The 16238-nt window shown below is 58.6% G+C and carries 12 protein-coding genes; 7 read left to right on the plus strand and 5 right to left on the minus strand.

The genetic code is table 11. From position 1 onward, the window contains the following. The first annotated feature begins 239 nt into the window (after positions 1-239). Positions 240-1781: an acyl--CoA ligase gene (locus P8L30_15055; GenBank protein ID MDG2241522.1), complete on the plus strand. Its 1542-nt coding sequence runs from the start codon at positions 240-242 to the stop codon at positions 1779-1781. Between the two features lie 13 nt (positions 1782-1794). After that, positions 1795-2772 (plus strand): 2-dehydropantoate 2-reductase, encoded by a 978-nt coding sequence (locus P8L30_15060; protein MDG2241523.1) that lies wholly within the window; start codon positions 1795-1797, stop codon positions 2770-2772. Between the two features lie 4 nt (positions 2773-2776). On the opposite strand, the gene P8L30_15065 is transcribed toward P8L30_15060, so the two are convergent. Continuing rightward, positions 2777-4279 (minus strand): Nramp family divalent metal transporter, encoded by a 1503-nt coding sequence (locus tag P8L30_15065; protein MDG2241524.1) that lies wholly within the window; start codon positions 4277-4279, stop codon positions 2777-2779. 498 nt (positions 4280-4777) lie between these two features. Between P8L30_15065 and P8L30_15070 the strand changes: the two genes are divergently transcribed. Beyond that, the gene (locus P8L30_15070; protein MDG2241525.1) at positions 4778-5200 is read left to right on the plus strand and encodes a Nif11-like leader peptide family RiPP precursor; all 423 of its coding nucleotides are present in this window, start codon (positions 4778-4780) and stop codon (positions 5198-5200) included. Positions 5201-5980: 780 nt separating this feature from the next. Continuing rightward, positions 5981-9061, plus strand: coding sequence for a DUF4135 domain-containing protein (locus P8L30_15075; GenBank protein MDG2241526.1), 3081 nt, complete (start codon positions 5981-5983; stop codon positions 9059-9061). Between the two features lie 199 nt (positions 9062-9260). Here P8L30_15075 and P8L30_15080 read toward each other — a convergent pair whose 3' ends face one another. Both P8L30_15080 and P8L30_15085 read right to left on the minus strand, forming a co-directional pair. Next, the gene (locus P8L30_15080; protein MDG2241527.1) at positions 9261-9461 is read right to left on the minus strand and encodes a 2-dehydropantoate 2-reductase N-terminal domain-containing protein; all 201 of its coding nucleotides are present in this window, start codon (positions 9459-9461) and stop codon (positions 9261-9263) included. After that, on the minus strand, positions 9458-9655 hold the full coding sequence (locus P8L30_15085; GenBank protein MDG2241528.1) for a hypothetical protein: 198 nt from the start codon (positions 9653-9655) through the stop codon (positions 9458-9460). Before P8L30_15085 ends, P8L30_15080 begins: the two co-directional genes overlap by 4 nt. Before the next feature lie 108 nt (positions 9656-9763). On the opposite strand from P8L30_15085, the gene P8L30_15090 reads away from it, so the two are divergent. Next, entirely contained in the window at positions 9764-10375 is a 612-nt protein-coding gene (locus P8L30_15090; protein ID MDG2241529.1) for a carbonic anhydrase, read from the plus strand. Positions 10376-10400: 25 nt separating this feature from the next. Here P8L30_15090 and P8L30_15095 read toward each other — a convergent pair whose 3' ends face one another. Both P8L30_15095 and P8L30_15100 read right to left on the minus strand, forming a co-directional pair. Continuing rightward, on the minus strand, positions 10401-12074 hold the full coding sequence (locus P8L30_15095) for an amidase family protein (protein ID MDG2241530.1): 1674 nt from the start codon (positions 12072-12074) through the stop codon (positions 10401-10403). Between the two features lie 72 nt (positions 12075-12146). Then, positions 12147-12317: a DbpA RNA binding domain-containing protein gene (locus tag P8L30_15100; GenBank protein MDG2241531.1), complete on the minus strand. Its 171-nt coding sequence runs from the start codon at positions 12315-12317 to the stop codon at positions 12147-12149. 575 nt (positions 12318-12892) lie between these two features. On the opposite strand from P8L30_15100, the gene rfaD reads away from it, so the two are divergent. Further along, complete coding sequence (gene rfaD / locus P8L30_15105; protein MDG2241532.1) at positions 12893-13879, plus strand: ADP-glyceromanno-heptose 6-epimerase; 987 nt, start codon at positions 12893-12895, stop codon at positions 13877-13879. Positions 13880-14311: 432 nt separating this feature from the next. After that, positions 14312-16238, plus strand: a 1927-nt coding sequence (locus P8L30_15110; GenBank protein MDG2241533.1) for a DUF1592 domain-containing protein, incomplete at its 3' end; no start/stop codon positions are given.

Consider the following 16238-nt stretch of genomic DNA (forward strand, 5'->3'; position numbering starts at 1 on the left):
AGGTCTGATCTGTCGAAGTCATGAATGCCCCCCTTGAAAACGCACCGAAGAGGAGCGGGGTGCTCGGATTGGAGCCCGAAGTCGGACTCAGGATGATCCCGAGGCCTGCACTGTTCAAGGCTATGCCAGCGACCGGCCTACGCGACGCTCTCGGTCCGGTCGAGCGTCTCTCGACGGACCCACCGTTTCAGCTTAGTGTGGATCTTTCCAGCGCCCGCCCCCAGATGCGAAAGTGAGTCATGACAGACCCCAGGACTGTGCGAGCCCTTCTCAAGACCGGCCCTTCGGATGCTCCAGCGATCGGGGCTCCGGGACGGACAAGCCTCACCTATGAGGGCCTCAGGGCGCAGGTCGACCACACGGTGGCGAGCTTGAATGGGATGGGGATTGGCCGCGGCGACCGTGTCGCGATCGTACTCCCCAACGGCCCAGAGATGGCCGCAGCGTTCATCTCCATAGCGGCAGGCGCCACGACCGCACCACTCAACCCGGGCTATAAACTCAAGGAATACGACTTCTATCTCGGAGACCTAAATGCCAGGGCGCTCGTGGTGGAACAGGGGAGTAACTCCGAGGCCATCGACAGCGCACGAGCACTCGGCGTCGAGGTGATCGAACTGCGGGTCCCTGAGGGTGCGGCGGCTGGCGTTTTCGAACTCGTGAGTCAGGGTGGCCCGGAGGGCGATTCGTCGAATGTTCGCGCGTCCCAGTCGGGGCCGGCTGAACCAGATGATGTCGCCCTGGTTCTGCACACGTCGGGGACCACAGCTCGACCCAAGATCGTTCCCCTTCTGCACCGTAATGTCTGCGCCTCCGCGAAAAACATCCGGACGACGCTCAGGCTGACCCCTGCGGATCGTTGCCTCAACGTGATGCCGCTCTTCCACATCCACGGACTCATGGCGCCGGTGCTTTCTTCGCTTTCCACGGGCGCCGAGGTGGTGTGCACTCCCGGCTTCAACGCGCTGAAGTTTTTCGGATGGCTCGACGACGTGGGACCAAGCTGGTACTCGGCCGTGCCCACGATGCACCAGACCATCCTCGCCAGGGCACCGCGAAATACCGAGGTTGTCGAAAGGGCAAAGCTCCGCTTCATTCGCTCCTCGTCGTCGTCTCTGCCTCCGCAGGTGCTAGAGGCATTGGAGGACACGTTCGGCGTACCCGTGGTGGAGGCCTACGCCATGACTGAGGCTTCGCACCAGATGACTTGCAACCAACTCCCTCCGGGCGAGCGCAGAGCGGGCACGGTGGGGATCGCGTCGGGACCCGAGGTGGCCATCATGAACGCTGCGGGTGAGTTGCTCGGTGCCGGAGAGGCGGGGGAGATTGTAATTCGTGGTCCGAACGTGACCGAGGGTTACGAGAACAACCCGGAGGCCAACGCCGCGGCGTTTACGCACGGCTGGTTCCGCACAGGAGATCAGGGCGTCATGGACGAAGACGCGTTCTTCACGCTGACGGGTCGCCTCAAGGAAATCATCAACCGGGGCGGTGAGAAGATCTCACCTGGAGAGGTGGACGTGGTGCTGATGGATCACCCTGCCGTTCAGCAGGTGTGTACCTTCGCGATGCCACACGACAAACTCGGTGAGGAGGTCGCGGCGGCGGTCGTGCTGCGGGAGGGCGTCGAAGCGGATGCTCAGGAGATTCGCGCGTTCGCCTCGGGGCGCCTAGCCGATTTCAAGGTCCCGCGCACCGTGCTCATCATGGATGAGATCCCTAAAGGCCCCACGGGCAAGCTCAAGCGCATCGGCATGGCCGAGCAACTGGGCCTCGCCTGAGCCGGCACAGCCAATGAAGATCGGCATTTACGGGGCGGGAGCCATCGGCGGGTATCTGGGAGTGCAGCTGGCGCTCGCCGGAGAGGACGTGACGCTTATTGCCCGGGGGCCACATCTGGAGGCCATGAAGGAGAATGGCCTCAAGCTCCTCATTGATGGCGAAGAGCGTGTTGCCCGGCCGTTCTGCACCAGCGACCCGTCCGAAGCTGGACCCCAGGACTTCGTCATCGTCACGCTGAAGGCGCATTCCGCGCCGGCAGTTGTGGGGGCCATGCAGCCGCTGCTGGGCCCAGACACCGCTGTGGTCAGTGCGGTGAACGGCGTGCCGTGGTGGTATTTCTATGCGCTGGAGGGCCCTTGGCGCGACCACCGTCTGGAGTCGGTCGACCCGGGGGGTGTGCAGTGGGATGGGATCGGCCCTGAGCGCGCGATCGGGTGCGTGGTATACCCCGCCACCGAGGTCGTGGAACCGGGCGTGATCAAGCACCTGAGCGGGAACCGTTTTTCGCTCGGAGAACCCTCCGGTGAGAAGACCGAGCGGGTGCAGGCTCTGGCGGGCGCCCTCAAAGAGGCCGGATTCCGCGTGCCCGTGCGGCGCATAAGAGACGAGATCTGGGTAAAGCTGTGGGGTAATCTCTCCTTCAATCCCATCAGCGCACTGACGTTGGAGACGCTCGACACCGTCGCGACCGATCCCGGCACTCGGGCGGTGGCTCAGGCCATGATGCTGGAGGCCCAGACCATTGGCGAGAAGCTCGGCGCCCGCTTTCCAGTCGACGTGGAAAAACGCATGGACGGAGCGGCAGCTGTGGGAGCCCATCGGACATCGATGCTCCAGGACCTGGAGCGCGGTCGACCGATGGAGATCGACGCCCTGGTGACCTCCGTTCAGGAGATGGGGCGCCTCGTGGACGTACCGACTCCGACGATCGATGTGGTGCTGGCGTTGGTCCAGCAACGCGCCCGCGCTGCGGGAGCGTACGGGGTCTGAGCGGTCAGCCTCCGAAGACCGGTACCCAGATCCGCCAGAAGATCAGTACGAGGCTCATCCCCGTGAAGACGATGAGGCTGAACCATCCGAACCACTGAGCGAACGTCGACGGATAGAACGCTTTATCCTGCTTGGGGATGATCGTCAGGCAGTAGTAGAAGTTCAGGAAGAAGATCACCGGCGCCACGAAGAAGGCCAGCGCCGAGGCGACGAGCACCAGGAACACCGGCCTCTGCAATCCGGCCACGATCGCCACAGAGGTGACCAGTGAGTAGATCATCGTCATCCGGTAGATGTTGTACTCTGAGTACCATGCGCTCCGGTGTGCGGGTGTCAGAGTTGTCCGGTCGATTCCCTGCAGTGACGCCGTGCTACGGAACAGGTTTCTGCAGCAGGCACCGACGATCCTGGGCCACCCGTCGAAGTAGTTGAACGCCGTGGAGAACGTGGCCGCGAGGGCTCCGACCATGAACACCATCATCATCTGGGGTCCTACGCTTCGCGTAAAAATTCCCGCGATCTCGCCCATCACAGCCCGACCTTCAACCGGACTCGGGTACAACCACACGGCAGCCAACAGCATGAATATGCTGGCAAGTAGGAAGGACACGACGTGCCCCTGCCGGAAGTCCCAGATCCCGATCTTGAACCAGCGCTGGCAGTACTCTCTCGCATTTTCTGGGAGCTTTGACGTGTCGACCGTGAGGTGAGCCGGATTCGGGTCGAAGGGGTCGTAGCGATGTGCAAGCCCCATGTCCTCCATGCGCTCGCGGATCTTGCTCACGCCCTTCTTCTTGGCCTTGCCCCACTCTGACGCCTGCAGCGAGACGTCCATTCCGGTGGGCAGCAGACCGAGGAACGCGGCGATGATAAGCCAGGATCCGTCCGGAATCTCAACCAGGAAGAAGTGCGCCATCTGAGAAATAGGCGCAGGCTCGACGACAAAAACAGCCACAGTGGAGACCACCAGTACGGACGCCAGCACCTTCGCAGCCAACTCGACCGCCTCGTAGCGCCCTCGTAGGATGATGACCACCGAAATCAGGCCTACAGCCAAGCCCCAGCCAGCCAGAGGCACCGGCAGCCCCATTGATTCGCTGAACATGTAATAGAGCACCGCAGCCGCCGCGACGAGACGCCCCGCCTGCCCGAGTGCGCACTGGAGCAGGGTCGTGATGAGCACGTACCACAGCGGCCACTTCTTCCACGCCGTGCCGTACGCCTCGATCAGGCTCTTGCCCGTGGCGTTCGTGAAACGGAAGGCCATCTCGAAGCCGTAGTACTTGAAGACGTACGAGAGAGGGATGCACCAGAGGAGCACATACCCGAACCGACCACCGGCTACGGGTGCTGTGACCAGATGGCTCGTGCCGATCCCCGTCATCATGAGGATCACGCCCGGCCCGAAATGGCTCATGAGACCCTTGAGGGTCAGGTCGGGCATCTCCAGATCCGAGAACGCGTCGCCCTCCGAAGGTTGGAGAGGATCGGCGGTGGGATCGGTCACAGGTGTCCCCCGGCAGTGGGTATCAGGAGCCATTCAAGAATCGGACAATGCTGCGGGGAAACCGCTGTTCGCGCAAACACGCTTCCGGGGAAGGTCGTAATCTTCCTTCCCACGGTTACCGCTCACGTAGCGCGCCGTCTATTCTCCCAGCACTTACCAACGAAGGGAATGAATCCGAGTGCTGAGACGGATGCGGGCTCGATTTGCGGGCGGGGGGGGGCATCATCCCTCGGTGCGACGTGCCCGAGGACCGGGCTGCTTGGCCTCATCCTCCGCAGCGGCCAGTTCAGGCCTACCGATCCGCTACGACCGCGGCACGGAGTTTGGCATTCGGGCAAGGAGGCTGTGGTAGCGATCCCTGTGCATAGGGGTGGCGGAGCGCAGTGCACATGCCTACCATCGACGCAGCTCGGTCTGGTCACTCGCCAGTCCGCAGGCCTCGCGGACCTCCTGATAATTGACAGTCCGGGCAAGGACGCCTTAGACTCGATTCGATTGTTGAACGAAGTAAAAAGTACTTTATCGAACTATGGAGCATACAATATGACGATGGACAAGCTTAGGAAACGTGCCTCCCATGACCCTGAACTGACCAGAAAACTTAATCAGGCAGAGACTTTTGAAAATCTGGCCTACATCGCAGGCCAAGTAGGTATTGATATAGAGCAGAGTGACTTTGAAGCACAGAACGAAGAGCTCTCAGAAGAAGAATTAAGTAATGTATCAGGTGGTATGAGATCAGTTGGTGGTTCGCTTGGGATCCGGAAGTTCATGGCAAAAGATGGCGCCCATACATGTGATACTAGTACATGCACGGATTGCTCCAGTTGCGGGGCCCATACCTGTGACACTAGTACATGTAAGGAATGCAACAGTTGCGGGGCATCTTCCTTTCAGGTGGGAATTAAGACCAGTGTCTAACTAAGACTGGCTCATACTTCGCTCTCTGATTCTGAGTTTTGGCTGTAACAGTATTAGGGTTCTCTTCTTACCTGTACGCCAGCGGTCCAATGCCGGACGGACGTACAGAACTGCGCCTTACTCCGCTCGGGCTACTGGAGCGGCTGGCTCCGACTCCATTCCGCCACCCTGGGTGCACAGGGATCACTACCACGGCGTCCTTGCCTCGAATGGCAAACTACGTGCCGCGGTCGCAGCGGTCGCAGTGGATCTGTAGGCGTGAGGTAGGGGGCGCGGAGGATGAGGCCACCAACCCAGTCCTCGGCACGCCGCACCGAGGGTTGATGCTCCGGGGTTACCCGCAAATCGAGCCCGCATCCGTTGAGCCGTACTTCTCGCCCCTAGTTATGGAGTCCTGCCTCCGCGCGTGGGCCACCGCAGGGTGAGATCAGGCATCGGAGCTCATTGAACCTGACTCCGCACTGCCTTGGCTTTCCTGTCAATTGGGTCGTTGGAATATCTGGCCCAAGCCCTTGTCCTCGTTCCCCTGGGGTCAGGTCCGGAATCGGAAGAAGAAAAGGCTATGACCATCTGAATCGGTGGCACACAGCACTGAATTGCGAACGGGTACGATTCCTTGGGTGCCTCCACGGACAGCGGCCGTCCGGCGTCCGAATTGGCGAACGGGCAGGGCGATCGATGAGAGGCGGCGTCAAAAGCACTGGCTTTGGTGAGGAAGAGTAACAAATCCAGTCAAGATCTTTATCAATCTGCTTTAATATTTATTCTTTGGACAAGAACATGGAACCTAACCAAAGCCAGTTTTATAAGGCTTGGATTGATATTGCTTCGGCCAACAAGAATAGATCAACCCTGCACGCAAACTTAAACAAAGAACGACGTTCCTGGCTCGGTGCACTCATGGCAATACCATATTTGCCAGCGATTACAGAATGGGCGTTAGTGAACTTAATGCCTCGAGCCATCGATGTCCTGGGAAGGCGAGCCGCCCATCAACTCGGTAAAAGTGATTTGCCCGAAGCCTTTTGGCAGAGGCTATTGATCTTAGGGAACCTGCCATCAGACCTAATGAAACTTCAAAGATCTAAATTGGATCCTGCTCCAGGTGGCTGTTCACCTAACAAGTACTGGGAATTACTTGGCTTAGGCTGGCTCAATCTTTATGAGGCCTCGAATATATTTTCTGGTGCCCTTGAAGATTCCCACGTGATCGTAGCTCCCACCTTAAGCCACATACGTAAAGGACTCAGCAGAAAAGAGTGCGCTATTTTTGATACATTATCTTTAGACTTTCAGGATGATGCATGTTTGGCATTGCTCAAGATCTATCAATCAATATTTAAAGAGGATAAAGCGCTAAGGCACTTCAAGGACTCAATGGCCGGACGCGACTCCTCCAGTTCCATGGGTTTCGGATCATCAGAAATCATAAATCTCACACGCAATCACCCAGGCCTCGTTTCTGCGATTACCACTTGGGGTAGTAATTGTGAGCAAAATTACGGAGATCTCTGCCGCAGAATCTCTAAAGATGGTAATTCTATAAAGAAAAGATTTAACGTAAGTGTCCAAGATCTTGATTCGGTTAGACTTGGTTATGGTGACCGGCACATAAACAGTCAATCGACGTCAATGTTATTGTTCAACGATGGCTTTAAACTATTCTACAAGCCGAGATCATTAGCATTAGAGGAAGCCTTTTCAAGATTAACGCTAACTGTATGCGAAAGCTGTGACGTTCCAGTATTCAACTTGATGCCACCTTCTCTAGACTGTGGAGACTGGGGGTATCAAGAATTCGTCGACAGCGAGCTGGTTTGCGCACCTGGTCAAATAACTGATTTGATAAGTCGTCTCGCTTTAGTATCTGTCCTCCTCGATGTATGTGGAGCTACTGACTGCCATGAAGAGAATCTTGTGCTGGCGGACGGTATACCCGTGTTAATTGATGGTGAAACACTTTTTCATGAGGTTGGTAAGCCAGCTTCTAAGTCTGAAAATGAAGATTCGATACTTGTCACTGGCTTCTGTCACTTTCTGCCACCTTCCATAACAAAGCTATTGTATTCCCTCCCCAGTGGGGGTATAGATCCCGTAAGTTTATATCTTTCTGAACTTAAGCGTATTTATTACCACAAAGGGTTGGAGGCGTCAGTATGTGGTGAATTAGACAAAATAGCCCAGTTAAGGCTCAGGAAGCGCGTTGTTTTCCGGTCCACGTCTATTTACGCAAAAATTATTCGCCGCTCCTTGTCCTCTTCAGCCCTACGTTCCTCGCGTAAGTTAAGTTCAGTCTATGAAGATCTCTTTGCCGTGTGCGTACAATCGGGAAACATTAACCGATCGTGGCTCCTCCTCTGCCAGTCCGAAGTACTCCAAATAGAGAATGGGTGGATTCCCTACTTTGCCACAGATATGGGTGGGTCAAGGATCAATTTATATGATGGTCGCAATGTAAGAGCTGGCTTGCACCGACAGGTCATAAGGAATTGCAAGCAACGCTTGATGGTTAGGCAGGCCGGAGATGCTGATCGTCAAATCAAGCTCATCAAGTCAGTTTTAAAAATATTCCCCAAGAGGGGAGGGGGCGTGGGGGCCGTTACGCCGCAAGGGATCGCAAATCAGTTGCTTGATGTGGCCATTTATAAGGATACCTGGAAATGGCTATTCTTCACATTTAGTGAAGCAAGGTATCGCCTGGCATTTACGTATCCCACTAATCTTTACGATGGATCTCTTGGGATTGCCGTGTTTCTAAGTCTTTGTCGGAAACGAGGGTTAATAACTAACAAGTCATCTGAGTGTAGTGAAATAGAAGAGAAAATCAGGGTTGATAATGAATCTTTCTTTATCAAAGCCAGTCAAGGGGATGTGCCAACTTCATATCAACTGGGTTTCAATGGAGGAATAGGCGGTAGATTACTTTCCTTGCTAGTGTTGCCTGGCGACCCAAGTGACGATCCTGGAGTCACTACTGCAACTCTTAAAACTTTGGAGGGAATGATTGCTGCACTAGAAAGTGAAGATGTTGATGAATATGGAGGGTTGGACATAATGTCAGGTCTGTCTGGGTTGGCTGGAGGTGTTCATGCTTGGTCAACCCATAAAAACATATCCGTTGAGCATCCTACGTTGACTAGGTTTTGGGACATAGTCAGTCAGAGATTGATTGATAGTCAAAAGGATTGCGGTGGTTGGGATGTCTTTGAAACACCTGTGTCAGGTTTCGCTCATGGTTCGTCAGGTATGATGTGTGCGCTAGCAATTGCAGGGTCTCATAAAAGAAATGCTAATATAGAAATACAAAGGTCAATAGAAAAAACTATTGCATTCCAGCTGGATAATCTTAGTAAAAGTGGCGAATGGCTAGATATAGAGTTAACAACACTTGAAGATAGAGAAGTTCCTGCTCGGTCTTGGTGCGGTGGTGCTGCAGGAGCCCTAATAGCTGCGGCTGTTATGAAAAAGGTTGGTTTCGAAGGTGTTAATGGATATAACGATTGGTTAAGGCTTGCGAGAGATGCCGCGCTCAACCATAGGCCTATCCGGGATCAGATTTGTTGCGGTCTTCCGGGTTGGACGATGGCATTAGGTGCAGCAGGTCGATCACTAGATGATGCTGTCTTACTAGGAGCATCTATTCAACGGCTAGAAGAGTGGACTGAAGAGGTGAAAGGAGGTAAGGAGTTAAACTTGCGTAGTATAAAAGGTTATAAAGTGGATCCTCCTGGCCTGTTTGTTGGAGGTGCTGGTGTCGGATTAACTTTGCTTCATGGGGAACAAGAGACGCGAGTAAAGGATGTATTGATTTCAAGCGGATATTTGATTGACAATGATGTATTCGGGGATTTGGTGAATTAAGGAGCGTTTGACAAAGGCATGTCTTTATTGGGTCGTGACAGGAATGACAACGACCCAGTTGTCCCGAAAGGTGAGGTACTGCGGGGTATGGTGTTGCTCCTGCGAAGGCCAGCTCTGTCTGTGGCTTATGGTACAGAGGTGCGTCGGCGCGCTCCTCGGTAGGGACTGGTCGAAGGTGGACTCGGGTAGGGGCTCTGAGTCAGGTGTAGCGTACTCCGATGTCGGATGCTCCCGGGTCGAATCCGCCGAAGGGCACGAACGAACCGATCGTGCGATCGTCATCGACGGCCGTCGCAATGACGAAGTCGTTGAGTCCGTTCTGTATCGAGACTACGACTCGGTCACGGGCCAGCAGGGGCCCGATCGCCTGGACGGATGCCCCGGTGTGATGGGCCTTCACGGGAGGTAGGCGGTCGTGATCACGGAGGTCACGTCACTGGGATGCACGCAGTCTGCGTCTGCCCTGAACTCGTCGACGGGCCCGATGATTGTGAAGCCGGTGTCCCGCATGACCCGGGCGCGCTGTTCGGCGGTGTCGACCAATCGAACTGGCTGGCCGGCGCGGACCAGCCAGGCGCCGATAGACCCGCCCATAGCGACGGCGCCCCAGACTAGAATGTGGTCAGGATCTATACCAGAAGTTGCCGTGCGGAGGGCTCCTGAGCGAATATGTGGAGCCACTCCTCCCTACTCAGAACATTGATGACGCTTCCTGCTGCTGAAGCCCTCGCCCGCCTGCAAGATGGAAACGCCCGATTCGTGGCAGATGCACCGAATCTGACGGTGGCCGAGGCGCACCACCGTCGGGCCGAAGTGGTAGACGGGCAGGCACCATTCGCCATCATCCTCGGGTGTTCGGACTCACGCGTCCCAGCTGAGGTGATTTTCGATCAAGGGCTGGGTGATCTCTTCGTGATCCGTGTCGCCGGAAATATCGCGGCCTCATCTCAGGTGGGCAGCGTCGAATTTGCTGCGACTGAGTTCGGAACACGCCTCGTCGTTGTGATGGGGCACACCGGCTGCGGTGCGGTCCTGGAGACGCTTAAGCAGATCAGGGGCGCGGGGGCGGCTCCTTCTGCGAATCTGCAGTCCATCGTGGACCGAATTCGTCCCGCGGTCGAACGACTTGCGTCAGCGGCCCCGGGGTGGACGCCCGAATCGCTCATCGGGGACGCGGTCCGGACGAACGTCGGCACGTCCATGAATGACCTCACCGCCCATTCCGACCTGCTACATCGACTCGTCGACGGGGGAGGTCTGCATGTGGTTGGCGCCGAGTACTGTCTCGAGACCGGCGTCGTCGAGTTCTTCTGACGCGAGCCGCCCTGGTTCAGCCGCGTTAGTTCATCTCCGGAGGCGTGACCCGTCGCATGGATGCTTGCTCGAAAGCGTAGGCAAGCTCGATCAGTCGTGGCTCCGAGCAAGCTGATCCGGTGAAGCTCACGCCAAAGGGGCGAGGCTTGGCATCGAACCCTGCCGGCATGTCAGGGCCGCCATCGTTTGCCACGAAGGCGAACGGAACGATGACAGTCGGATACCCGGGCTTGGCCGCGATTCCGGCCCCGCTGGAACTCGGGAAGAGCAATGCGTCGAGCTCATGCTCGGTCATGGCCGCGTCGATTCCGCGCGTCGCGTTAAGCACATTGTCCTGCATGAGGTCAGCCTCATACTGAGCGCGATCGGCTTCGAGGTCGATCGCGTCTGCACCGTCGAGCCGTGCCTGCTCGTATTTGATCGCGCCCATGGAGCGGTGCGCGAGATTCCATTCACGTAGCTCGGTGAGCGTCTTCACTGGTGCGGTCTCGCCCAGCGTAGCAAGCCATGCATTGAAGTCTCGTTTCATGCCGTAGTTCAAGACACTGCTTCCACCGTTCGTGACCAGGCTCGTGGCCGGATCCGTGTCGATGACACTCGGGATGTCGGCAGGGTCGACGACGATTGCCCCCTGGGTCTCTAGGATGGCGATCGCATCGGCCATGACGGCTCGACTCTCCTCATTCATCCGGCTCTGCCATCGGTTGGTGCCCGGCACCTGAATCGAGTCGTAGTACAGGGCTCTCGGGATGCCGATCCGGGCACCCTGCAGGCCGTCCAGGTTGAGGAAGGTCGTGTAGTCTCCGTTCGCCGGGACCTGACAGAGCGTGGTGACCGCATCGTTCGGATCAGGCGATGCGCTCTCTAACACCCCCAATAAAATGGCCGCGTCCGTGACGGTCCGGGCCATCGGGCCAGCAGTATCCTGGTCCCCACTGATCGGAATGATGCCGTATCGACTGATTCGCCCGACCGTGGGCTTGATCGCTGCGAGCATGTTCGAGTTGGCCGGAGAAAGGATCGATCCGGATGTCTCCGTTCCGACGTTCGCCGCCCAGAAACTCATCGCAGTTCCGATCCCTGAACTCGACCCGCCAACACCCATGACGGGCCGGCCATCGTTTCGACCGTCACGAGGATCACGGCGGGGGTCATACGGATTGAGCCCGTAGCCACCGATCGCGCTGTAGTTCCCCGGCATGCCGGCAGCTGTGAAGTTCGCGAGCTCGGTCATGACCGTCTTGGCAATGATGATCGCTCCGGCTTCACGGAGATTGGTCGTGATGGTCGCCTCGTACGGCGGGAAATAGTCTTCAAACGCTTTGGCTCCGCCCGTGGTCGGCATATCCATGGTGTGGACATTGTCCTTCAGTGCAACGGGAATACCATGAAGCGGACCACGTACGTGACCGTCTGCACGCTCCTGGTCGAGCCGCTCGGCATCGGCCAATGCGTTCGGATTGATCGCGATGACCGCGTTCACCCGTTCCTCGTACATGGCGATGCGGATCAGGTGGGCCTCGACGAGCTGACGGGATGTCAGGCGCCCTTCTTCCATCTCCTGCTGCATTTCAGGAATCGTGGCTTCCACCACATTGAATGTCACCGAGTCAGCTGCGGATCCGCTGCAGGCTGCGAGTAGCGGGGCAGCGAGCAGGGCTGTGAGCAGAAGCGTTCGGGACGTCTTCGGGGTGATCACAGGGCGGCCCTCTTCATGCCAGTCTCGCGGACGGAATGATTCAGTCCGCTGCGACAAGCAACATATGTGCGGTTACCGGCCCTTGTCTATTTTCGTTTGAACGCGCTTGCCCTTGATCTTCCCGTCGCTCAGAGGCTCGAGCACGTGGCTGGCCATATCTTGCGAGACCTCGACGATGATGAAGGCTTTCGAGATCTGAATCGAACCGCTCTGGGTACCTCGGATCCCGGCCTTTCCGGTCATTGCTCCAACGAAATCCTAAGGTGGACCACGCACTCGGGAGCCGGTTTAGCGAAGTGGCCTTCCTCTGGGCGCGTGGGGTATGTAGAGGCCGCGAAGGAACTCCTGAACCAAGCGGACGACCGGGACATCGATTTCAGGTCTGTGGTGGCGGCCAGCGGAAGCGGCCAGACGCACGCCAGTCTCCTCATCGGCTTTCGCCCATTGGGCCGAAACGAGGTTCAGGTCCACGGGGTCTGTGTTCGATGCCGAGTCCTGGTAAATCTAGGCGCCGGTCAAACCTCGATTTCGTTGTGTCTGAGCAGGCTGTTGTCTATGATGACGGCCCGCCATCAGGCCCTTCGATCGTTGACTGAGCCGTTGCCACGACCATATGCCATCGGGGTAGAATGATAAAAAAGGTCGAAACTGGCCGTAATGGTCGTCGCGTGCGCGCTTGGTACCGGTCTCAGTGGCTACGGGGAGGTCTCACCCGACGCTGGTTTGCCCGCGGATGTGATTTTCGTCGGCGACAATATCGTCACGATGAATCCCGATCAGCCGACCGTCGAGGTGAGAGTGATCCTAGTTAGGTCGGAATGATCGTCGTTACCGGAGGTACCGGCTTCATCGGATCGAATCTGGTCGCGGAGCTCGAAGAGCGCGGAGAGACCGCCCTCGTAGTCTGCGATCGTCTACGGGAAGCTGATAAGTGGAGAAACATCAGTAAGCGTGAGCTGGCGGCGCTTGTGCCCCCCGAGCAGCTCTTCAACTTCCTCGAGGCGAACGCGGGCGAGATCCGTGCGATCTTCCACATGGGTGCGATTTCTTCGACGACGGAAACCGACGCGGACCTGATTGTCGCGACGAACGTGCACCTGTCGGCGGATCTGTGGCGGTGGTGTGCCCGGACTGGGGTTCCCTTCATTTACGCTTCGTCCGCCGCCACGTACGGTGACGGCTCGATCGGCTTCGACGACGACGGTTCGATCGACGGGCTTTCACGCCTCCGCCCCATGAATCCCTACGGGTGGAGCAAACACCTGTTCGACCGGATGGTGGCGAGGTGGGTGGACGAGGGGGCAGCGACCCCCCCGCAGTGGGTGGGCCTCAAGTTCTTCAACGTCTACGGCCCCAACGAATACCATAAAGGCCAAATGCAGAGCCTGGTGTCGAAGACGTTTCGGACGGCGGCGGCCGGCGATCCCGTCACGCTTTTCCGCTCCCACGATCCGAAGTATCCGGACGGAGGGCAGATGCGGGACTTCGTCTACGTTCAGGATTGCGTTTCGGTGATGCTCTGGCTGCTCGACCACCCGGGTACCTCAGGACTCTTCAATCTCGGCACGGGCCAGGCACGCACGTTCCTGGATCTGATCGGAAGCATGTTCGCCGCGCTTGAGATGGAGCCCACCCTCGAGTGGATCGATACTCCGGCCGAGATCCGGGATCGTTACCAGTACTTCACGCAAGCTGATATGGGGCGCTTAAGGACGGCCGGTTACGACGCGCCGTTCCTCGGTGTCGAGGAGGGTGTCGGGGCGTATGTGACCCGCTACCTCGCCACGGACGACCCATACCGGTGATTCCTCGAAAACTCTTCGCCATTCCCGATCCGACGCGGGTGCTTCGGGAAGATTGAGGGGCTCAGTCCCTTCGGATCCACCGAAGAGCTCAATGAATCGGCCTCCATCTCCTCACCTATCCGTGCTTGTAGTTGTTCATCGTCCGTAATTTTCCGAATGAATTGTTCAAGGTTCTCTTTGGTCACGGGGTTCTCCCGTCGTGAAACTGTCCCGCTCGTAGAGGATGAGATGTTCAACTAGGGGCAACGTGAGCGATGGAAGTTCAACTCGGAACGAGCATCGTTCCCGGTACGAGCGCCCCTCGATTACCGGCCCGCCACCTCACGTTCACTAAGCGCTGGACGCCAGGCACGGCGGGCCATAATGTACGCGCGTGGTGTACACGCGTGCGCCGGCCGATCGTGGCGGGGCTCGACCGACCTCAGGAAATTCATGGGCGTTTTTACTTCAGCTGTAATCACGGTCGGCCTCGTGTTCCTCATGGCCGTGTCGAAGGTCGCGTCGACGAGTGAGGGCCCCGCGGTCGATTCCGACGGCGTCATCAAAGAGTACTGCATGGGCTGCCACGACGACCGCCGAATGCGCGGCAACTTGTCCCTCGAGGACTTTCGTGCCCTAGACGCCGGCCGGACCCCCGAGACCGGCGAGAAGATGATCCGCAAGCTGCGCGCGGGCATGATGCCGCCCCCGGGTGCGAAGCGCCCGGGAGGCGATACCCTCCTGCAGCTAGTGGAGTCGCTCGAAGCGAACCTGGACGCCCAGGCCTCCGCCCATCCTAATCCGGGGGGGCGCACGTTCCAGCGCCTGAACCGCGCCGAGTACGAACGGTCGATTGGGGACCTCCTCGGACTCACGATCGACGCCTCGGCCTACCTACCGCCGGATACGAAGAGCGCCAACTTCGACAACATCGCCGACGCGCAGCTGCTGTCACCCACCCTTCTCGATGCGTATCTGAATGCCGCCGCAGCGGTCAGTCGAATGGCTGTCGGCGACCCCAACGCGACGCCCACGGAGGCGCAGTATCGAGTGGCCCGGTGGGCCTCGCAGCTCGAACGCGCTGAGGGGGCCCCGTTCGGAACCCGCGGCGGAACCTCGGTCCTCCATTACTTCGTCGCAGACGGCGAGTACGTGTTCCGCGTTTCGTTTCACCACGAGACGACAGGCACGATCGTGGGCAACGGTCGCTCGGCGTTGCAGACCGCTGAGGTCCCCGAGCAGGTCGAGATCTCGATCGACGGAGAAAGGGTCGCGCTGCTAGAGATGGATCGCTGGATCCACGCGTCCGACCCGGACGGTGTGGAGATGCGGACCGCCCCGATCCGCGTGCGCAGCGGGGCAAGACGTGTAACGGCTGCATTTCTTGTCCATGCCGAGGGCCCTGTCCAGGATCTGATAGCGCCACACGACTGGTCGCTCGCCAGTACGGCAATCGCAGGTACGTACGGAGTCAACTCGCTCCCGCACCTGCGCGACATGGTGATCGTCGGACCGGACCGCGCTGCGGGAGTGAGCGAAGCACCGGGTGGGGCGGCGGTGTTCTCCTGCACCCCAGATTCGGCGGCCGAAGCCCGCCCCTGTGCGGAGCGCATCATCGCGCGTCTCGCGCCTGCCGCGTTCCGCCGGCCCGTGTCTGCCGACGAGACCCAGGCGCTCCTAGGGTTCTATGATGAGGGCGCGGCGGCAGGCGATTTCGCGATGGGGGTACGCACCGCTCTCGAAGCCATGCTCGCGAGTCCGCACTTCGTGTTCCGCTTCGAGGAACCGGCGCAGGCCGTCGCGGCTGGCGAACCCTACCCGATCGGAGACAGCGACCTCGCGGCGCGGTTGTCGTTCTTCCTGTGGGGCGCGCCCCCCGACGCCGCACTCGCTCAGGTGGCTGCTGAGGGGCGGCTCTCTGACCCCGCAGCGCTCGACCGTGAGGCCCAGCGTCTTCTTGCGGACCCGCGCTCGGACGCGCTCGGGACTCGATTCGCGGCGCAGTGGCTGAGGCTCCAGGACTTGGAGAAGATCCACCCTGACGTGCGCATCGACCCGGACTACCACCTCCAGCTCGCCGCCGACATGCGCCGCGAGACCGAGGCGTTTTTCAACAGTCTTGTGCGAGAGGACCGCAGCCTGCTTGATCTGTACGATGCGGACTACACCTTCCTCAATGAGCGCCTCGCTCGGCACTACGGGGTTGACGGGGTAACCGGGTCGCAACTCCGTAAGGTCCAGTACATGGATGAGCGGCGAAGGGGCATCCTTGGGCACGCCAGCGTACTGACCATGACCTCCCATGCCGGTCGCACCTCACCGGTGCTGCGCGGCAAGTGGGTCATGGAGGTCCTCCTCGGAGCCCCGCCGCCGCCGCCGC

This window comes from Longimicrobiales bacterium, from assembly GCA_029245345.1.
Taxonomy (GTDB): Bacteria; Gemmatimonadota; Gemmatimonadetes; order Longimicrobiales; family Gaopeijiaceae; genus CALFPJ01.